The 18,236-nt window shown below is 72.9% G+C and carries 21 protein-coding genes and 2 pseudogenes; 13 read left to right on the forward strand and 10 right to left on the reverse strand.

The features are described from left to right. Window positions 1-5: 5 nt before the first annotated feature. Window positions 6-605: a TetR/AcrR family transcriptional regulator gene (locus QP939_RS42795; protein WP_285452453.1), complete on the reverse strand. Its 600-nt coding sequence runs from the start codon at window positions 603-605 to the stop codon at window positions 6-8. 50 nt (window positions 606-655) lie between these two features. Between QP939_RS42795 and QP939_RS42800 the strand changes: the two genes are divergently transcribed. Continuing rightward, a complete protein-coding gene (locus tag QP939_RS42800; protein WP_285452455.1) occupies window positions 656-997 on the forward strand; it encodes a hypothetical protein in 342 nt (113 codons plus the stop codon). A gap of 88 nt (window positions 998-1,085) precedes the next feature. Continuing rightward, complete coding sequence (locus tag QP939_RS42805) at window positions 1,086-3,446, forward strand: penicillin acylase family protein (protein WP_285452457.1); 2,361 nt, start codon at window positions 1,086-1,088, stop codon at window positions 3,444-3,446. On the opposite strand, the gene QP939_RS42810 is transcribed toward QP939_RS42805, so the two are convergent. Continuing rightward, on the reverse strand, window positions 3,447-5,306 hold the full coding sequence (locus QP939_RS42810; RefSeq protein WP_285452459.1) for a serine/threonine protein kinase: 1,860 nt from the start codon (window positions 5,304-5,306) through the stop codon (window positions 3,447-3,449). It abuts the gene before it with no gap. A gap of 152 nt (window positions 5,307-5,458) precedes the next feature. Between QP939_RS42810 and QP939_RS42815 the strand changes: the two genes are divergently transcribed. The 4 genes from QP939_RS42815 (at window position 5,459) to QP939_RS42830 (ending at window position 7,234) form a co-directional block, all read left to right on the forward strand. After that, window positions 5,459-5,851 carry a hypothetical protein gene (locus QP939_RS42815; RefSeq protein WP_285452461.1) on the forward strand — a complete coding sequence of 131 codons (393 nt, stop codon included), beginning with the start codon at window positions 5,459-5,461 and terminating at the stop codon, window positions 5,849-5,851. 56 nt (window positions 5,852-5,907) lie between these two features. Then, window positions 5,908-6,348, forward strand: a complete 441-nt coding sequence (locus tag QP939_RS42820; RefSeq protein ID WP_285452463.1) for a DUF4383 domain-containing protein — start codon at window positions 5,908-5,910, stop codon at window positions 6,346-6,348. Window positions 6,349-6,446: 98 nt separating this feature from the next. Next, window positions 6,447-6,875 carry a hypothetical protein gene (locus tag QP939_RS42825; RefSeq protein ID WP_285452465.1) on the forward strand — a complete coding sequence of 143 codons (429 nt, stop codon included), beginning with the start codon at window positions 6,447-6,449 and terminating at the stop codon, window positions 6,873-6,875. Next, window positions 6,872-7,234 (forward strand): VOC family protein, encoded by a 363-nt coding sequence (locus tag QP939_RS42830; protein ID WP_285452467.1) that lies wholly within the window; start codon window positions 6,872-6,874, stop codon window positions 7,232-7,234. The genes QP939_RS42825 and QP939_RS42830 overlap by 4 nt, the downstream gene beginning before the upstream one ends. Before the next feature lies 1 nt (window position 7,235). Here the strand turns inward: QP939_RS42830 and QP939_RS42835 are convergent, their stop codons facing one another. The 7 genes and pseudogenes from QP939_RS42835 to QP939_RS42865 all read right to left on the reverse strand — a co-directional run. After that, a complete protein-coding gene (locus QP939_RS42835) occupies window positions 7,236-7,670 on the reverse strand; it encodes a DUF6292 family protein (protein ID WP_285452469.1) in 435 nt (144 codons plus the stop codon). Window positions 7,671-7,756: 86 nt separating this feature from the next. After that, on the reverse strand, window positions 7,757-8,437 hold the full coding sequence (locus QP939_RS42840; RefSeq protein WP_285452471.1) for a phosphoribosyltransferase: 681 nt from the start codon (window positions 8,435-8,437) through the stop codon (window positions 7,757-7,759). Between the two features lie 6 nt (window positions 8,438-8,443). Further along, window positions 8,444-9,100 carry an erythromycin esterase family protein gene (locus QP939_RS42845; protein WP_285452473.1) on the reverse strand — a complete coding sequence of 219 codons (657 nt, stop codon included), beginning with the start codon at window positions 9,098-9,100 and terminating at the stop codon, window positions 8,444-8,446. A 71-nt stretch (window positions 9,101-9,171) separates the two neighbouring features. After that, window positions 9,172-9,741 (reverse strand): annotated as a pseudogene (locus QP939_RS42850) (erythromycin esterase family protein); the annotation flags it as partial. Between the two features lie 36 nt (window positions 9,742-9,777). Beyond that, on the reverse strand, window positions 9,778-10,116 hold the full coding sequence (locus QP939_RS42855; RefSeq protein ID WP_285452475.1) for a DUF6221 family protein: 339 nt from the start codon (window positions 10,114-10,116) through the stop codon (window positions 9,778-9,780). 40 nt (window positions 10,117-10,156) lie between these two features. Next, the gene (locus tag QP939_RS42860) at window positions 10,157-10,435 is read right to left on the reverse strand and encodes a copper resistance protein CopC (RefSeq protein ID WP_285452477.1); all 279 of its coding nucleotides are present in this window, start codon (window positions 10,433-10,435) and stop codon (window positions 10,157-10,159) included. Window positions 10,436-10,460: 25 nt separating this feature from the next. Further along, window positions 10,461-10,688 (reverse strand): annotated as a pseudogene (locus QP939_RS42865) (copper resistance CopC family protein); the annotation flags it as partial. Between the two features lie 363 nt (window positions 10,689-11,051). On the opposite strand from QP939_RS42865, the gene QP939_RS42870 reads away from it, so the two are divergent. The 7 genes from QP939_RS42870 (at window position 11,052) to QP939_RS42900 (ending at window position 16,140) form a co-directional block, all read left to right on the forward strand. Continuing rightward, window positions 11,052-11,615 carry a hypothetical protein gene (locus QP939_RS42870; RefSeq protein ID WP_285452479.1) on the forward strand — a complete coding sequence of 188 codons (564 nt, stop codon included), beginning with the start codon at window positions 11,052-11,054 and terminating at the stop codon, window positions 11,613-11,615. A gap of 2 nt (window positions 11,616-11,617) precedes the next feature. Next, the gene (locus tag QP939_RS52315; RefSeq protein WP_285452481.1) at window positions 11,618-12,121 is read left to right on the forward strand and encodes a hypothetical protein; all 504 of its coding nucleotides are present in this window, start codon (window positions 11,618-11,620) and stop codon (window positions 12,119-12,121) included. 67 nt (window positions 12,122-12,188) lie between these two features. Then, a complete protein-coding gene (locus tag QP939_RS52320; protein ID WP_285452483.1) occupies window positions 12,189-12,527 on the forward strand; it encodes a CopD family protein in 339 nt (112 codons plus the stop codon). Between the two features lie 26 nt (window positions 12,528-12,553). Continuing rightward, entirely contained in the window at window positions 12,554-13,510 is a 957-nt protein-coding gene (locus QP939_RS42885) for a cupredoxin domain-containing protein (RefSeq protein WP_285452485.1), read from the forward strand. A gap of 60 nt (window positions 13,511-13,570) precedes the next feature. Continuing rightward, on the forward strand, window positions 13,571-14,014 hold the full coding sequence (locus QP939_RS42890; RefSeq protein WP_285452487.1) for a hypothetical protein: 444 nt from the start codon (window positions 13,571-13,573) through the stop codon (window positions 14,012-14,014). Continuing rightward, window positions 14,011-14,610 carry a cupredoxin domain-containing protein gene (locus QP939_RS42895; protein ID WP_285452489.1) on the forward strand — a complete coding sequence of 200 codons (600 nt, stop codon included), beginning with the start codon at window positions 14,011-14,013 and terminating at the stop codon, window positions 14,608-14,610. Before QP939_RS42890 ends, QP939_RS42895 begins: the two co-directional genes overlap by 4 nt. Window positions 14,611-14,706: 96 nt before the next feature. Next, the gene (locus tag QP939_RS42900) at window positions 14,707-16,140 is read left to right on the forward strand and encodes a glycoside hydrolase family 76 protein (RefSeq protein WP_285452491.1); all 1,434 of its coding nucleotides are present in this window, start codon (window positions 14,707-14,709) and stop codon (window positions 16,138-16,140) included. 131 nt (window positions 16,141-16,271) lie between these two features. Here QP939_RS42900 and htpG read toward each other — a convergent pair whose 3' ends face one another. Further along, window positions 16,272-18,161, reverse strand: coding sequence for a molecular chaperone HtpG (gene htpG / locus QP939_RS42905; protein ID WP_285452493.1), 1,890 nt, complete (start codon window positions 18,159-18,161; stop codon window positions 16,272-16,274). Window positions 18,162-18,236 lie beyond the last annotated feature (75 nt).

Raw genomic sequence — 18,236 nt, forward strand, 5'->3', positions numbered from 1 at the left:
CGGGTTCACCGCTCCGGCAAGGCGGCCAGCTCGTCGGCGATCAGCAGGCCGGGATCGAACTCCATCCCGGCGAAGTGCCCGGCCAGCTCGAGCGACAGCACGCCGTGCAACCGGGTCCAGAACGTCAGGGCGCGCCGCAGCACGGCGGGTGGCGCCGGGTGCTCCCCCGCCCACGCGCGGTGGCCGGACAGGTGCGCCTCGAACGGCCTCGACGCCGGTTCCGGTGACCGGGCGGCGAACGCGTCGAGCAGCACGCTCATGACCTCGAACGAGATCGCGGTGGTGTCGTCGGGCGCGCGGTAGCCGGGGACGGGCGTGCCGTAGATGAGGAAGTACCGCTGCGGATCGGCGTGCGCCCAGTCCCGGATGGCGCGGGCCAGCCCGGCGACGTCGGCCCCGGCGTCGCGCGCCGCCTTCACGGTGTCGGCGAGGCTTCGGTAGGCGTCGCGGATCAGCGCGGCGATCAGCTCGTCGCGGTTCGCGAAGTACCGGTACAGGGCCGGGCCGCTCATGCCGAGCTGCTTGGCGATCGCGTTGAGCGACAGCGCGGAGACGCCCGCGGTCGCGATCTGCTCCCACGCGCGCTGCTTGACCTCCGCGCGCACCTGCGCCCGGTAGCGCTCGCGCGGGCTCGCTGACCAGACCGGAGACCACCATGACCACCACCGCCAGTCCCGCCAAGACCTCGCTGTCCGTCCTCGTCGCGGCCTGGGCCGTTCCCGTCTTCGTCGCGGGTGGGTTCGCCTTCCTGTCCGGCATCCCGATCGCCGTCGTCGCGGTCGGCACCCTGCGCGACCGCCGTCTGCGTGCCGTCCGCTGGTGGACCGGCGCGCTCGCCGCCCTCTACGTCGTGCCGATGACGCTGTGGCTCGCCGGGCCGAGCACCGCGCCGAGCCTGTCGAAGTTCCTGAGTCCCGCCGCGACGGCGTTCCTCGTCGCCGGGAGCACGGCCGTCGCCGTCGCGCACCACGTCGCGCGACGGCGCTCCACCCCCTAGCGACCCCTACTCCGGCTGCGGTTTTCTCGGGTTCTCGGACCACGGTTCCCTTGGGAGAGTGGGCTTCCACGATCCACGAGGGGGAACCGTGCTCCGAGGGAAGACGCGCCGGGGGCCGCTGCTGGCCGTCGCGGTGTCGCTGCTCGCCACCGTCACGCCGGCGGCCGCCGCGGCGGCACCGCGGACCGTGCTGACCGCCGCCGGGCTGGACCGGCCCGTCGAGGTCGTCACCGACCGGTGGGGCGTGCCGCACATCTACGCCGGCAGCGCGGCGGACGCCTACCTGGCCCAGGGTTTTTCGGCCGCGGCCGACCGGCTGTTCCAGCTCGACCTCGGCCGCCGTCGCGGGCTGGGCACCCTCGCCGAGGTGCTCGGGCCCGCCTACGCCGAGCAGGACCGCGCCGCACGGCTGTTCCTGTACCGGGGCGACATGGCCGCGGAGTGGGCCGTGTACGGGCCCGAAGGCCGGACCGCCGCGACGCGGTTCGCCGCCGGGATCAACGCCTACCTCGACTGGGTCGAGCGCACGCCGTCGGCGCTGCCGCCCGAGTTCGCGCTCCTCCGCTACCGGCCCGCGCGCTGGTCGCCCGAGGACGTCGTGCGGATCCGCACGCACGCCCTGACCCAGAACCTCACCAGCGAGGTCGCCAGGGCGAAGGTCGCGTGCGCCGCCGGGATCGACGCCGACCGGGTGCGCGTCGGGCTGCAACCGGCGCACGAGACGAAGGTGCCGTCCGGGTTCGACCCGTGCTCGCTGCCCGCCGACGTGCTCGACACCTACCGCCTGGCGACCGCGCCCGTGCGGTTCACCGGCACCGGGGTCGCCGTCGCGCCCGCGGTTTCGGCGGAGGGCAGCAACAACTGGGCCATCGGGCCGGGCCGCACCACCACCGGGCGGCCGATCCTGGCCGACGACCCGCACCGCTCGATGGACGCGCCGTCCACCCGGTACCTCGCGCACCTTTCGGCGCCGGGCCTCGACGTCATCGGCGCCGGTGACCCGTCCGCGCCGGGGATCACCGCCGGGCACAACGGCACGGCGGCGTTCGGCATCACGGTCTTCCCCATCGACCAGGAAGACCTCTACGTCTACGAGCTCGACCCGGCCGACCCCGGCCGCTACCGCTACGGCGGCGGCTGGGAACGGATGCGCACGACCACCGAACGGATCGCCGTCCGCGGCGAAGCCCCGCGGGAAGTCACCCTCTCGTTCACCCGGCACGGCCCGGTCATCCGGGTGGACGCGGCGAAGAACCGCGCGTACGCGGTGCGCACCGCGTGGCTGGAGCCGGGCACGGCCGGGTACCTCGGCAGCCTGCGCCTGCTGCGCGCGGGCGGGTTCCGCGAGTTCTCCGACCAGGCCCGCGCGTGGGGCGCCCCGGCGGAAAACCTGGCCTACGCCGACACGACGGGCACGATCGGCCTGGTGTCGGTGGGCCGGGCACCCCGGCGGACCGGCTACGACGGGCTGCTGCCGGTGCCGGGTGACGGCCGGTACGAATGGAACGGCTTCGTCGACGGCGCCGCGCTGCCCGAGCGCGTCGACCCGCCCGAGGGCTACGTCGCCAGCGCCAACCAGTACAACCTGCCCGCGGGCTACCCGGTCGAGGGGCTGGGTTACGAGTGGAGCAACCCGTCCCGCTACGAGCGGATCACCGAGGTGCTGGCCGCTCGGCCGAAGTCGTCGGTCGCCGACTCCGTGGCCCTGCAGGCGGACCGGCTGTCGATCCCCGCCCGGCGCCTGACCGCGGTGCTCGCGGGCCTGTCGGGCACGGACGCGGACTCCGCGGCCGCGCTGGGACTCCTGCGCGGCTGGGACGCCGTCCTGAGCGAAGGAACGTCGGCGGGGACGCTGTTCGAGACGTGGCTGACGGCGTACCTCGGCCCGGCGTTCGTCCAGGCGGTCGCGCCCAAGGCGCTGCCGCACGTGTACGTGCCGGACAACGCGGTGCTCGTGTCGGCGGTCGAGCACCCGGAGCCGTGGTTCGGCTCCGCCGCCGCCCGCGACCGGCTCCTGCTCTCGACGCTCGGCGAGGCGTACCGGGACCTGGCCGCCCACCTCGGTCCCGACCCGGCGGCGTGGCGCTGGGGCGGCGTCCAGACGACGACGTTCGCCCACCCGCTCTCCCCCGTCCGCGGCGACCCGGCGTGGAACACCGGCCCGTTCCCGCGCGGCGGCGACTGGTACACAGTGGACGCTTCGATCTACGACCCCGGTTCGCACCGGCAGGTGGTCGGCGCGTCCTTCCGGATGGTGCTGGACGTCGGCCGCTGGGACGCCTCCCGCGTCGTCAACACGCCCGGCCAGTCCGGCGACCCGCGCAGCCCGCACTACCGGGACCTCGCCGCGCGCTGGCAGGCCGGGGAAACGGTGCCCCTGCTGTATTCCCGTGCCGAGGTCCGGCGCAACGCCGAACGCGTGACGGTGCTCGAACCCGGCGGGCGGTGATCAGCGGCGCCGGAGGCAGACGGTGTAGTCCAGGTACTCGCCCCAGCCCGCCGTGTCGTGCCAGCCGTAGCTGCCGTCGCGGCCGCAGAACGCCGGGTCGTAGCGGTCGTGGGTGTAGCCCGTCACGACGAAGTTCGCGCTCGCGCAGGAGGAAAACGTCAGCAAGTGTCCCGAGTCCGCGAGCCGGACGCAGTTGTTCTTCTTCGCGGCGAAACCGTCGTCGCCGTACCGGAAGCTCAGGCACACCACCACGGACAGCGCGGGCCGCGACTCGCGGTGGGACAGCTTGTACCGCAGCTCGGGGTCGCTGCCGCACCGGCTCGCGTCGTCGGTCCCGTGCAGGATCCGCTCGATCACGAAGTTGTGCCGGTCGCAGTCGACCAGGTGCCAGCCGGACGCGTCGGGGTTGCCGTAGGCGCACTGCCCCGCCTCGCCGGTGAAGACGTCGTCGCGGTAGAGGTATTCCAGGCACAGCACCATGGCGTCGCGGTCGCTCGTGGCGTCCCAGGAGACGAGCCAGTTCGCGCTGTCGACCCCGGCGCACGCACTTCGGGTGTCGGACGTGCCGTCGGCACGCTTGCGCACCTTGAAGTTGCCCGGCTCGCAGTCGTCGCGGTGCAGGTTCGACCGCCCGCCGGAAGAGTTCTCGTCGGCGAAGCAGTCGCCGACGGACGCGGTGAACGGCCCGTCGTCCGGCTCGGCCGAGGTCGTCGGCGGTTCCGTGGTTTCTTCGTCCGAAGTGGACACCGCGGCGACGGGATCGCCGTCGTACGCGGTGGTCTGCGTCGGTTCGGACGACGTCGCCGACGAGCTCGACTCGCTCTGGTCACGCCAGGGCGCGACCGCCAGGACGATGGCGAACACCAGGACAGTCAGCGCCAGGCCGACCGCGGTCCCGGCGAAGCGGCGGGGCTGCTCACCCGACCTGGCCAGGGTGGGGTCGAGGATCCGCGTCGGGCTCTTGAAGTGCGCGGTGCGCTCGGCGGGGGTGAGCAGTTCGCCCGCCTCGGCGTGCTCGCGCTCGATCAGCTCCCGCACGGCGTCCGGCCACACCGGGGTGCCCGCGTCCCCCACCAGCTCGGCGGGGTCCGGGCGCTCGCCGGGCGCCTTGGCCAGGCAGCGCCGCACGACGTCCCGCAGTTCGTCCGGCAGCACACTGAGGCCGGGCTCGGCGTGCACGACGTTGTAGAGGACCTGCGGCGCGGACCGCCCGGCGAACGGGCCGCGCCCGGTGCTCGCGAAGTAGAGCACCGAGCCGAGCGAGAACACGTCCGCGGCCGCGGTGGGTTCCCCGCCCTCGGCCTGCTCGGGTGCCATGAAGTCGGGGACGCCGACCAGCCAGCCAGTGCGGGTGAGGCGGCTGACGCCTTCGCCGTCGGCGGCCCGCGCGATCCCGTAGTCGATGACGCGGGGCCCGTCCGCGGCGAGCAGCACGTTGGCGGGGCTCAGGTCCCGGTGCACCAGCCCGGACGCGTGCACCTCGGCCAGCGCGGCGGCCAGCCCGGACGCCAGCCCCAGCGCGGCCTCCGGCGGCAGCGGCCCGGTCAGCTCGACGGCCCGCTGCAGCGACGGTCCGGGCACGAACTCCGAGGCCAGCCACGGCGACGGCGCGTCGGGGTCGGCGTCGACGACGGCCGCCGTGCGCGGGCCCGAAACCCGGCGCGACGCCTCCACCTCGCGGCGGAACCGCTTGCGGAAACCCTCGTCCGCCAGCAGGTGCGGGTGGATCACCTTGACCGCGACCAGCCGCCCGCCGTCCCCGCAGCCGAGCAGCACCCGGCCCATCCCGCCGCGCCCCAGCTCGGCCAGCACCCGGTAGCCGCCGAACGCGCGCGGCTCGCCGGGCTCCAGTGGTTTCACCGACCCGTTCTCCCTCCCCCGGCCCACCCCGAGCGGCCGACCGTAGGGGCGGGCGATGAAATCGGGGTGAAACGGCCGGTCCGCGGTCCGGACGGCCCGCCGTCGTGAGATGCTCGACCGCGCACGACGACCGGTGGTGAAAGGCGGAGCGGGTGGCCAGCTGGACCGATGTGATCAACTTCGTCCGGACGCGGTACGAGGTCCTCGAGGAGTCCGACGGCTGGCTGCGGTTCCGGCTGACCGGCCCGCGGGACCGGACCCAGCAGGTGACGGTGCACCACCTGCCCGACCTGGACGGCGGGGCGTGGCTCGAGATCTCCTCGCCGGTCGGCCGGGCCGACGCGATCGACCTGCGGTCGCTGCTGGAGCTCGCCGGCACGGCGGCCATCGGCGGCGCGGCCGTGGTCGACGGCGTCGCCCTCCTCAAGCACACCGTGCCCATGGAGGACCTGTCGATCTTCCACGAGTTCGAGCGGCCGCTGAAGTCGGTCGTCGCCCGCGCGGACGCCTTCGAGCACCAGCTGACCGAGGCCGACGAGTTCTGACGCCGGTTTCCTCCCCGTCCGGGCGGGTATCCGCTCCCGGAGGGAAGGAGACCACCATGTCGTCCGCCGACACCCGCTCCCGGCCGGGCCCGGGCTGGCTCCGTCCGGTCGTCGCCGTGGCCGGGCTGGCCTACCTCGCGCTCGGGATCGCCGGGTTCCTGACCCCCGAGACCGCGGCGGCCGGGCACGAGACCAGCCGCGCCGTGTGGATCTTCAGCACCACGCCGATGCTCAACTTCGTGCACACCGCCGTCGGCGTGCTCGGCCTGCTCGCCGCGACGCGGCGCACCGGCTCGATCATCTACTGCTGGGTGCTGTTCGTGGGCTTCGCCGGGATGACGGCTTACGGCGTCCTCGCGACGGCGTTCGAGACGCCCGAGGACCCGGTGAACGTCAACTGGGCCGACAACTGGCTGCACGGGCTCACCGCGGTCGCCGGGCTGGTGCTCGCGATCGTCGCCACCCGCGCGCTCACCCGGTCCGCCGCCACCCGGTGATCCCGCCGTTTCGGCACGGGCACAGCGGGTAGTCCCCGGGGGACCCACCGCGAAGGAGGCCCCATGCACCTCGTCAGCGCCGTCCCGCCGGGGGACGCATGACCGCCGCCGAACCGGCGACGGGTGAGCCTGCCGTCGTCGTGCACTACCGGTTGCACGCGGACTTCGCCGTGCCGCACCCTTCCCTGCGCCGCCTGCTGGGCACGCGCAGCGGCCTCGAACTGGACGCCGCGGGCCTGCGCGTCCGGTTCGGCCCGTGGCTGGTCGAGACCCCGCTGGACAACCTCGCCGGCGCCGAGGTCACCGGCCCGTTCCGGGCGGTGCGCGCGCTCGGCGTCCGGCTCTCGCTCGCCGACCGCGGCCTGACGTTCGGCACGACGACCGAACGCGGCGTGTGCCTGCGGTTCCGGGAGCCGGTGCCGGGCATCGAGCCGTGGGGCCGCATCCGGCACCCGGCGCTGACGGTGACGGTCGCCGAGCCGGAACTGGTCGCCGAGGCCGTCGACCGGATCGTGGCGGGGTCATGACGACCACGCGCGTCCTGGCCGTGACGGTCGACTGCCGTCAGCCCGACCTGCTCGCCGAGTTCTGGGAAAAGGCGCCGGGGAACGGGAAGCGCCGCACGTGGACGGATTCGCACGGCACGACCTACACGCAGGTCGACCTCGACGACGGGCCCGCGCTGCTCTTCCAGCCGGTGCCCGAGGAGAAGGCCGTGAAGAACCGGCTGCACCTGGACGTGGCCCCGGTGGAGGGCGACCAGCGGGCCGAGGTGGAGCGGCTGGTGATGCTCGGCGCGAAGGTCCTCGACGACCCGGCCGACGACCCGTGGATCGTGCTCGCCGACCCGGAGGGCAACGAGTTCTGCGTCCTGCCGCCGCGCTGAGTCAGGAGTGGGCCTCGGGGAGGCGGACGCCGTCGCCCGAGAACGCGGCCAGGCGGTCGTCGAAGCCGTCCGGGGCCCCGGGTCTCCGGAAGCCCGGTGGGTCCGGCTGTCCTGGGTAGCCGTCGGCGTAGCACTCCCGCACGAAGGCCACGACCGCGTCCGGCGCGGGTAGGACGTCCTCGCCGAGGTAGGCGAGCACGACCAGGTCCTCCCCCGACGGCGACTCCACGGCCACCGCCCAGCCGTCGCGCTCGTCCCACAGCAGCGCCACTTCGTGGTCGGGGAACCGCCCGAGCCGCCGTTCCAACGCCAGGTAGGCGCCCGCCGGCACGTCCACCTCGCAGAACCAGGCCGGCGCGTCCAGCTTGGCCGCGACGGCCAGCAGGTACTGCCGCAGCCCGCGCGCCGCCGCGCCGAGCCCGTCCCGTTCGATCATCACGCCCGCCCTCGGTCGGTCCCCTTGCCGGGTGTTACCCCGCCCCCGACCGGCTGAACCCGGGCGTACCCGGGTGGCCCAACGCGTCACCGTCCGTCCTCTGTGGATTCCCGACGGTCACCGGAAAGCAGGGCCAGGACGTCTTCGTCGCTCGTCTGGCGGAAATCGGCGTACCACTGGCCGACGGCGCGAAATCCCGCCGGTTCGGTCACGCAGACGACGTCGTCCGCCTCGTGCAGCAGGCGCGCCGCGGCGCCCGGGGCTCCCACCGGCGCGGCGAACACGACCGTCCGCGGGTTCCCGGCCCGCACGTCCCGCAGGGCCGCCGTCGCGGTGACGCCGGTCGCCAGCCCGTCGTCGACGAGGATGACGTCCCGGTCGGCGACACCGGCCGGGGCCCGCCCGTCGCGGTAGCGCGCGAGCCGCCGTCGCGCCTCCGCGCGCTCGCGGGCTTCCGCGCGGGCCATCCGGGCCGAGGTCAGCCGGAGCGAGCGCAGGATGGCTTCGTCGTAGATCGCGGGCCCGTCCGGGGTCACCGCGCCGACGCCGTATTCGCGGCGGCCCGGCGCGCCGATCTTGCGCGCGACCGCGACGTCGAAGTCGGCGCCGAGCCGCCGGGCGACGACGGCGGCCACCGGCACCCCGCCGCGGGCCAGCCCGAGCACGAGCGGGTCGACCCAGGTGCGCCGCCGCAGCTCGGCCGCGAGCCGCCGGCCGCCGTCCTCGCGGTCGGCGAAGACCAGCGGGACGTCCTCCCGGAAAGCCATGCCGCCTCACTCACCGCTGGGGAAGGTCTGCGCCTCGAGCGGCTCGTCCTCCTCCGGCTCCCATTGGTGCAGCGGCGTGATCGCCGTGGTCTCGTCGCAGTGCACGAACGCGTCGTAGCGGGCCGACGGCACGGTGGGGACGTACCCGCCGCCGCGGTGCACGACGCCGATCGCGCGGTGCCCGCGCAGTTCCTGCGCCCACCCGTCGCCGTCTTCGAAGACGTACAGGCTGTCCTCACCGGGAACGGCTTCGTGCAGCACGCCTTCGAGGCTGTCCCGGTGCGCCTCTTCGACCGGCATCCGGCGCGCGGGCCCGCCCCAGTGGTCGGCCGCGATCACCGACCCGTGGTGGGTGCCGAACCCGACGGCGACGACGCCGGCGCCCGCGTGCCGTTCCCGGGCCAGCTGCCCGAGGTTGGTCATGCCCGCCGCGGCCATGTCGGTCGCCCGCGCGTCGCCCACGTGCGTGTTGTGCGCCCACACGACGGCTTTGGACCGCGGCCCGTATGCGCGGAGCAGCCGATCGAGCGTGTCGCCCATGTGAGTGTCGCGCACGTTCCAGGACCGGACACCGCCGCGGACGAGCTCCCGGTAGTACCGCTCGGCGCCGGCGACGACCTCGGCGTTCTGCTCGGCGACGAACGCCGGGTCGAGACCCGGCACGGGTCGACGTGCGCCGCCGACCGGAGCCCGGCCAGCAGGCGCACGACTTCCTCGCGGCAGTTCTCCGGCACCAGCTCGGCGGAAATCCCGTACTCACGCGGGTCTTCGCCGTACGGCTCGAAGCACCGGAACGCCCGCAGCGCCGCCTCGGCGTGGTCCGGGGCGTGCTCGTGCACGTAGTCGAGGACGCCGCGCAGGGACTCGCCGAGGCTGTAGACGTCGAGGCCGTGGAAGCCGCACGGGATCCCGCCGCCGGTCGCGTTGAACGACCGCAGCCAGGCGGCGAACTCGGCGACCTCTTCGTTCGCCCACAACCAGGTCGGCCAGCGCCGGAAGCCCCACAGCACCTGGCCGGGGTCGTTCGGCGCGCCGGGTGCCCCGGCCGCGCAGCAGTGCACGCGGTGGCACTCGGGCCAGTCGCCCTCGACGGCGACGAAGCAGAATTCCCGTTCCGCCAGCAGCCGTTTCGTGAGCTCGGCGCGCCAGCGGTAGAACTCGGCGGTGCCGTGGGTCGCCTCGCCGAGCAGCACGATCCGGGCGTCCCCGATCCGCCGGACGAGCGGGTCGAAGTCCTGCGGGCAGCGCAGCGGCCGAGCCGCTTCGCGGATCGTCGTCACGTCGTCGAGCACGGTGCGGGACATACCGGGCGTTTGCCCGTTCCCGGACGGCGCAAAACGTCAGGGCCGCCAGTCGTCCCGCCAGTCGGGGTGGGCCGAGTAGACGGACGCGATCAGCTTCACCGACGTGTCGTCGTGGCTGTCGCGGATTTCGCGGCGCAGGAACTCCACCTTCTCGGCGAAGGGCACCGGGCGCCGCTCTTCCATCGCCTCGACCGGCCCGCCGACCAGCAGCAGCCCGTCACCGCCGTGGGCGTGCATGATCCGCAGGTGCCCGCGCCGTTCGGCTTCGTCCAGCAGCGGGAGCTCGCCCGCGCGGACCCGGTCTTCGTCTTCCGCGAGCCGGGCGAGCACGAACTCGTCCAGCCGCGCGGTCTGGGTGTCGTCGAGATTCGCCATGGGCCGGGGTTACCCGGACGGCCGCGGCGGCACACACGGGTCAGGCGTTCGCCCGCGCGACCCGCCTGGCCACCGCGAACCCGGTGCCGAGCAGGACGGCACCGCCGGTGATCCACGGCCACAGCGGCGCCGGGCCGTCGTCCGGGCGGGCCGTCATCGCCGCGACCGGGGCCGCCGTGGCCGGGCCCGCGACGGCGAGGCGGAACGGGACCGCGCCGGAGACCGGGTGGCCGTCGGCGGAGGTGACCCGGTACCGGATCGTGTAGCCGCCGGCGGGCCCCGAGCGGGCGCAGCGGCGCGGACACGCGTCCGTCCACAACGGACGCCGGGCCGGATTCCCAGTGCGAGGCGCCGTCGGGGCCCAGCACGGCGAGTTCGGTGAACCGGTTCTCCACGGGCTCGTTGAACACGAGCACCGCCTCGGACGGCGACGCCGTGAGCACCGCGTCCCGGGCGGGCGAGCTGGACACGAGCACGCTGTGCGCGTCGGCCTCGGGCGCGCACAACAAGGACACCCCGGCGACGGCCAGTGCGGCGGTGATCCGGGCGGGGAAAGACGATCGGGCGGACATGACCGGAAACGCTAGCGAGCACACCGGAACGGACAACCGTGAAGCGTGAAACAGCTGCGTTAAGCAATTCTCACCGCCGCAACGCGCCGCCGTCGCCGAACCGGGCAAATCGGGCGCTTGCTCCACTGGTGCGCGCGGCCGATCACCCGAACGGCCCAGAAAACGAGGCGTTCAGCGGACCATCTCACCGGCGGCCGCCGCCCGGAGGCCGCCCGACTTTACCTCGCCTTCACGGGAAGAACACCCCGCGAAACGGGACGGCTGGTTACCTGCTCCCCACATCCCGTTCATTCCCCGCCGCTCCGGCATTCCGGCCGACCCCTTTCCGGGTGAGCGCATTCCCGTTCTTTGGAGGACGAAACCGTGCGAGGTCCCGCCCTGCGCCGTGACCACGTCATCGCCGCGAGCCTCGCCGGCGCGGTCGTGGTCGTCGTCGGCTACGCGTCCGGCATCGGCCTGCGTCCCGGGAGCGCCGCGGACGCGGCCACCCCGCCGCCGGTCGCCGACGGCGGGCCCCCGGCGCCGGCCACGACGCAGCCGCTGCCGTCCGGGCTGCCGCCGTCCGGTGTCCCCGCGGTCCCGCTGCCCGCCGGTGCCCCACCGGCCGAGCCGATGCCCCCGATGCCGCCGGCCCCCTCGGCACCCGGCGACGTCGTCGTCGCGCCGACCCCGGCTCCCGTGCCGACGACCCCGCCGACCACTCCCCCGCCACCCCCGCCGGGAACGGACGTGCCCGCGTGTGAACCCGGTGCAGCGCAACAGGTTCTGGACACCGTCGGCGGGCTCCCGCTGCTCGGCACCGTCACGACCGGGCTCGGCGTCACCGGTCCGGACGGCCTCGGCGCGCTCGTCCTCGGCTACTGCCGCGCCCCCGACGGCGCGCTCATCCCCGCCGCCGTGCCGTCGACCGTCCCGAGTGGACGGTGAGCGTGGACGCCGTCAAAGCGTGGTACGTGCTCGCGCGCGCCGTCGACTACACCGGCCTGACGCTCTTCGCCGGCGGGCTGCTGTTCCTGGCCGTGCTCTGGCCGGCGGGGGCGGGCCACCGCGGCGCCCGTTCGGTGCTGGTGACCGGCTGGCTCCTCGGCCTGTTCGGCACGCTCGCCGGGCTGGGCCTGCAGGCGGCCTGGGCCGCGCAGCGCCCGGCCGGCGACTTCCTGGCCTGGGACCTGCTCAGCGAGGCCCTCGACAGCCAGTTCGGGCGGATCTGGTTCGCCAGGGCGTTGCTGTGGCTGCTCGGCGGCGTCGTGCTGGCCTGGCTGCTGCAACGCGGCCGCGCAGCCGCGACGGCGTTGCCCTGGCGCGTCGCGGCCGGAGCGATCCTCCTCGGGCTGCTCCGCACGACCGGCCTCACCGGGCACGCGGTCGAGAGCACCCGCCCGTGGCTGACGCAGCTCGCGGACTTCGCGCACCTCGCGGGCGCCGCCGCGTAGATCGGCGGCCTGGCCGTGCTGCTGTTCGGGGTCTTGGCCCGGCGCGACCCCGGAGAAGCTCGCCACCGTGGTCCCCCGGTATTCGAAGCTCGCGATGACGTCGGTGACCGTCGTCGTCGCCGCGGGCGTGGTCCTCGCGTGGCAGACCATCGGTGGCCTCGGCCGGGTGTTCGGCACCGCCTACGGCCGGACGCTGCTGGTCAAGCTCGCCGTGCTCGCCGCCGTGCTGCTCGCCGCGCAGTTCAGCCGCGGCTGGGTCGGCCGCCGCCTCGACTTCGCCGTCGTCCTGCGCGGGGACGCCGGCACCGTCCGCCCGTTCGTCTATTCCGTCGCCGCCGAGACCACGCTCGTCATCGTGGTCCTCCTCGCGGCGAGCTTCCTCGTCACGGCCAGTCCCGGCCGGTGATCGCGCAGTTCCGAAAGGAGTCCTCGATGGACAACCCCACCCCGGCCACCCCCGAGCGACCGGAGGCGGTGCGGCGACGGCACTGGCCGGTCGCCGTCGCGATCGTCGCACTGGCGGCGGCGTTGTTCAGCATCGCCACGCTCCGCGGCGGGCAGGGCGAACAGGCCGCCCCGGCGGCGGCCACGAACGTCGACCTCGCGGCGCTGGCCAAGCAGAGCCCGCTGGCCGTGCCGCTGTACCAAGGCCTCGAGCAGGAACAGCAGGCCGCTCCGGCCGCGTCGGCGAGGTCGGTCGAGGCGATGGGCTACAAGTTCTCGCCCGCCGACCTCAGCATCAACGTCGGGGACACGGTGACGTGGACCAACCACGACACCGCGCCGCACAACATCGTGATCACCGACGGGCCGGAGAAGTTCACCTCGCCGACCCTGCAGAACGGGCAGACCTTCAGCCACACCTTCACCCAGGCGGGCAAGTACTCGTACTACTGCTCGATCCACCCGGACATGAAGGCCACGGTCACGGTCACCGGGTCGGCCCCGACCAGTGCCCCGCCGACGTCGGCCCCGACGTCCGCGCCGACCTCGCCGCCGAGCCACTCGATGCCGATGCCGACCACCCCGGCCGGCGGCGGCTCCTGCGTGCCGAAGGCGGTCCTGCAGCCGATCATCGACCACGTCAAGAGCGCGCACCTGGAGACCTCCCCGGGTCAGCAGGTGCAGGACATCCTCAACCTGGACCAGTACATCAAGACGCACACGGTGTGGCTGGAGACCGTGCTCGCCCCGGCGTTCGACGGGTCGGGCAGCAAGGTCCTCACCGACACCCTCGCGCCGATCGTCGCGCACATCAAGAGCGCGCACCTGGAGACGTCGCTGGGTCAGCAGGTGACCGACCTGCTGAACCTCGACCAGTACATCAAGACCCACACGGTGTGGCTCGAATCCGTGCTGACGCCGCTGCTGGACCAGGCGAGCTGCTGACCCCCGCGGGGTGGCCCGGCCGGGCCACCCCGCCCTTCCCCTTTTGGAGGACACCCGGCCATGCCCGACACCGCCGTCCTGCCCGCCCCGCCCGGGATCGGCTACACGCTGCGCCGCGACCGCTGCGTCATCGAAGTTTCCCCGCGCCCGCCGGTGATCCGCGGCAGGCTCACCGCGACCGGCGGGCACTGGACGCCCGGCTCGACGCTCACGATCACCCTCGGCTCCTTCCGGACCCCGTTGCTCCGCAGGACGTTCCGCGACGAACTGACCTTCACGGCCGAGGAAGTCGACGACGACCCGTTCGTCGTCGAAGGCCGCGTCGCCGGGCGTGAGGTGAAGCTGCGCGGTGACGTCCGGCACCGGGACGAGGAGAGCGTCGTCGTGTGGGCGGCGGGGTTCGTGGCCCCGGCCCGCGCGTCGCGGCGTCCGGCGGGCCGGGTGGCGCGCCTGCTCGCCCGGCGACGGCTGCGCGTCGAGATCGCGATCGAGTTCGTCCGATGAGGCGGGCTGCCCTGGCCGTCGCGGGCCTGCTGGTGTTCCTGAACCTGCCCTTCGCGCCCGACCCGGCCGCCGCGGCGACGCAGCAGGTGATGATGCAGGGCTACGCGTACTCCCCCGCCGCGCTGACGGTGCGGGTCGGCGACACGGTCACGTGGATGCAGCACGACGAGGCCCCGCACGACGTGGTCACCACGAGCGCGCCGGTCGCGTTCCGGAGCCCGCGGCTGTCGGCGGGGCAGAGCTGGAGCTACACGTTCCGCCAGCCGGGGACGTACGCGTACTACTGCTCGGTGCACCCCGACATGCGGGCCACGGTGACGGTCCTGCCCGCGCCGACGACCGCACCGCCGAAACCGGCGCCCACGACGGCCAAGCCGACCCCGTCCCGGTCCACGGCGGCGGCTTCCCCGTCATCGGTTCCCACGTCGTCGGCCGCCGCAGCACCGGTTGCCACCGCGCCACCCACCACCACGGTGCCCTCACCCACGGTGCAGCAGGCGACCGCGCCGTCGCTCGACCCGATGCTGCTGGTGGCCGGGCTCGTCACCGGGATCGCGGTGCTGTGCCTGCTCTTGCTCAGCTCGCGCCGGGCGTGAATTCCTGTCCGCAAACCTGTCCACAAAAGGACTGGACCAATAATATCAGCGCGTTAGAAAGGAAAGCATCGCCCTTCACCGTGGAAGGTGGCCGATGTGCTCAACGTCCTCGTTCCCCTGCTGACCCTGGTCCTCGCCGCCACCCCGGCTCCCACCCCGGCGGCGGCGGCCGCCACGATCTGCGACAAGTACTGCGACGCCCGGGATCCGGCGTTGTCCCCGGGCGACCGCGAAGGAGCTTCGGCCACGGTCGGCGGCCGCCGGCTATCCCTGCACCTGGACGACGCCGACGACATGGGCTGGGCGTCGATCACCGGCGGCGCACCCGGCGACCACGTGTGGCTGGACCGGTCGTTCGACGCCGGGCGCACGTGGGCGTCGGGCAGCAAGCTGGGCGACACGGCGACGCCGTCGGGGGCCACGGGGTGGCGGACGTTGATGTACAACGTCGACGACTGGGCGAACAAGGGCGTCGGGCTGCTGCGGGCGTGCGGCCAGCCGACGGGATCGTCGACGATCGCGTGCACCGGCTGGGCTCGGACGACGTGGAACGCGTGGGACCGCCGCACGGCGGCCGCGACGGCGTTGATGGAGCGGTACAACCTGGGCACGGGCTTGTTCGACACGACGGGCTGGTGGAATTCGGCGAACGCGTTGACGGCGCTCATCGACAACATCCGGATCAGCGGAATGGGCAGCTACCGGTACGCGATCGACACGACGTACACGAAGAACCTCGCGGCCCAGGGCGGCAGCTTCAGAAATGACTATCTGGACGACACGGCGTGGTGGGGCTTGGCGTGGGTGAAGGCGTACGACCTGACGGGTGATAGCCGTTACCTGAACACGGCCCGGGCGGACGCGGACCACATGGCGGCGTACTGGGACGGAGTCTGCGGCGGCGGGGTGTGGTGGAACACGTCGCGGACGACGAAGAACGCGATCCCGAATTCGCTGTACATCCAGCTGAACGCGGCCCTGCACAACCGCATCGCGGGCGACACGGTGTATTTGAGCCGGGCCCGCGCGGGGTGGACGTGGTTCTCGGGCAGCGGGATGATCAACGGGTCGAACCTGGTGAACGACGGGCTGAACATGTCGACGTGCACCAACAACGGCCAGCCGACGTGGACGTACAACCAGGGAGTGCCGTTGGCGGCCTTGACGGAGCTGTCCCGGGCGACGGGCGACGCGGGGCTGTTGACGAGGGCCCGCACGCTGGCGAACGCGTCGACCACGAGCACGGCTTTGAACCCGGGCGGAATCCTCCGCGACCCGGGCGAGACGGCGGGCGGTGGCGGTCTCGACGGGCCGACTTTCAAGGGCGTGTACGTCCGGGATTTGGCTGCGCTGAACGCGGCGCTGTCGGATCACCCGTACACGGGGTATTTGCAGCGTCAGGCGAACTCGGCGTACGCGAACGACCGGAACAGCGCGGAGGCGTACGGGCTGATGTGGGCGGGGCCGTTCGACCAGGCGGATGCCGCACGCCAGCAGAGCGCGCTGGATTTGATGAACGCAGCCCCGTGACGGCTTGAGCCGGGCGCGGTCTGGCCCGACCCCGGCCCGGAGGTCGCGAATGACTCATTCGCGACCTCCAGCGCCCCGAATGAGTCATTCGCGACGTCGAAACCCGCCAGGCGAACCCACCGGGCGTCAGGTCAGAGGGTCTTCTCCAGCCGACCGGCCACCAGCTTGATGAACCGCGACGGGTCGGCCAGCTCGCCACCCTCGGCCAGCAGCGCCATCCCGTACAGCAGCTCCGCCGTCTCGGCCAGGCCCTCGTCGTCCGGCCGGGCCGCGTACGCCTCCCGCAGCCCCGTCACCAGCCCGTGCTCGGGGTTCAGCTCCAGGATGCGCTTGATCGGCGGCAGCTCCTGCCCCATCGCGCGGTACATCTTCTCCAGCGTCGGCGTCAGGTCGTGCGTGTCACCCACGATGCACGCCGGGGAGGTCGTCAGACGCGAGGAGAGGCGGACCTCCTTGACCGTCTCGCCCAGCGCCGTCCCCATCCAGGTCAGCAGGCCCTCGAAGTCCTTCTTCTGCTGCTCGCGCGCGACCTCGGTGGCCTTCTTGTCCTCCTCCGACTCGAGGTCGACCTGGCCCTTCGCGATCGACTGGAACTGCTTGCCGTCGAAGCCCGGCACCGCGTCGACCCACATCTCGTCGATCGGGTCGGTCAGCACCAGGACCTCGTAGCCCTTGGCGCGGAACGCCTCCATGTGCGGCGAGTTCTCGATCGCCGAGCGCGACTCGCCGGTCATGTAGTAGATGTGCTCCTGGCCCTCCTTCATCCGCGAGACGTAGTCCCCCAGCGAAGTCGGCTTCTCCGCGTCGTGCGTCGACGCGAACGACGAGATCTCGAGGATCGCCTCGCGGTTCTCGAAGTCGTCGAGCAGGCCTTCCTTCACCGCGCGGCCGAACTCGCGCCAGAACGTCGCGTACTTCTCGGCGTCCGCGGTCATCATCGTCTTGACCGTCGACAGGACCTTCTTCACCAGGCGACGGCGGATCAGCTGGATCTGCCGGTCCTGCTGCAGGATCTCCCGCGAGACGTTCAGCGAGAGGTCCTGCGCGTCGACGACGCCCTTGACGAACCGCAGGTACTCCGGCACCAGCGACTCGCAGTCGTCCATGATGAAGACGCGCTTGACGTACAGCTGCACCCCGCGCTTGCGCTCGCGCAGGAACAGGTCCATCGGCGCGTGCGACGGCAGGAACAGCAGCGCCTGGTACTCGAACGTGCCCTCGGCCTGCAGCCGGATGGTCTCCAGCGGGTCCTGCCAGTCGTGGCTGACGTGCTTGTAGAACTCGTGGTACTCGTCCTCGGTCACCTCGCTCGACGAACGCGCCCACAGCGCCTTCATCGAGTTGACCGTCTCGACCTCGTCGCCCTCGCCCTTCATCCGGATGGGCCAGGTGATGAAGTCGGAGTACCGCTTGACGATCTCCCGGATCTTCGCCGGGGCCGTGTAGTCGTAGAGGTGGTCCTCGGTGTCCTCGGGCTTGAGGTGCAGGGTGACCGCGGTGCCCTGCGGCGCGTCTTCGACCGCCTGGATCGTGTACGTGCCTTCGCCGGTCGACTCCCAGCGGACGCCCTCGGCGGTGCCCGCGCGGCGCGTCACCAGGGTGACCTTGTCCGCGACCATGAAGCTCGCGTAGAACCCGACGCCGAACTGCCCGATCAGGTCCTGCGACGCCGCCGCGTCCTTCGCCTCCTTCAGCTTGGTCAGGAAGTCGGCGGTGCCGGACTTCGCGATCGTGCCGATGAGGGCGACGACCTCGTCGCGGGTCATGCCGATGCCGTTGTCCCGCACCGTCAGGGTCCGCTCGGCCGGGTCCGCCTCGATGGTGATGTGCAGGTCGGACGTGTCCGCGCCGAGGTCCTTGTCGCGGTACGACTCCAGCCGCAGCTTGTCGAGGGCGTCGGAGGCGTTGGACACGAGCTCGCGCAGGAAGGTGTCCTTGTTCGAGTAGATCGAATGGATCATCAGCTGGAGGAGCTGACGCGCTTCCGACTGGAACTCCAGCGTCTCGATCGGGGTGGTCACTTCCGTTCCTTTCCGGGTGCATCGGCCGAGGTGAGGCGATCCTACCGAGGGGGTCCGACAGGTCCGCCGCGCACT

This window comes from Amycolatopsis nalaikhensis, assembly GCF_030264295.1.
Taxonomy (GTDB): domain Bacteria; phylum Actinomycetota; class Actinomycetes; order Mycobacteriales; family Pseudonocardiaceae; genus Amycolatopsis; species Amycolatopsis nalaikhensis.

Excerpts from the sequence above, each read along its gene's own strand:
- QP939_RS42890 (WP_285452487.1), top strand. The coding sequence starts at position 13,571 with ATGCCCGACACCGCCGTCCTGCCCGCCCCGCCCGGGATCGGCTACACG.
- QP939_RS42885 (WP_285452485.1), top strand. The coding sequence starts at position 12,554 with ATGGACAACCCCACCCCGGCCACCCCCGAGCGACCGGAGGCGGTGCGG.
- QP939_RS42825 (WP_285452465.1), top strand. The coding sequence starts at position 6,447 with ATGACCGCCGCCGAACCGGCGACGGGTGAGCCTGCCGTCGTCGTGCAC.
- QP939_RS42835 (WP_285452469.1), bottom strand. The coding sequence starts at position 7,670 with ATGATCGAACGGGACGGGCTCGGCGCGGCGGCGCGCGGGCTGCGGCAG.
- QP939_RS42820 (WP_285452463.1), top strand. The coding sequence starts at position 5,908 with ATGTCGTCCGCCGACACCCGCTCCCGGCCGGGCCCGGGCTGGCTCCGT.
- QP939_RS42800 (WP_285452455.1), top strand. The coding sequence starts at position 656 with ATGACCACCACCGCCAGTCCCGCCAAGACCTCGCTGTCCGTCCTCGTC.
- QP939_RS42840 (WP_285452471.1), bottom strand. The coding sequence starts at position 8,437 with ATGGCTTTCCGGGAGGACGTCCCGCTGGTCTTCGCCGACCGCGAGGAC.
- QP939_RS42895 (WP_285452489.1), top strand. The coding sequence starts at position 14,011 with ATGAGGCGGGCTGCCCTGGCCGTCGCGGGCCTGCTGGTGTTCCTGAAC.
- QP939_RS42855 (WP_285452475.1), bottom strand. The coding sequence starts at position 10,116 with ATGGCGAATCTCGACGACACCCAGACCGCGCGGCTGGACGAGTTCGTG.
- QP939_RS42830 (WP_285452467.1), top strand. The coding sequence starts at position 6,872 with ATGACGACCACGCGCGTCCTGGCCGTGACGGTCGACTGCCGTCAGCCC.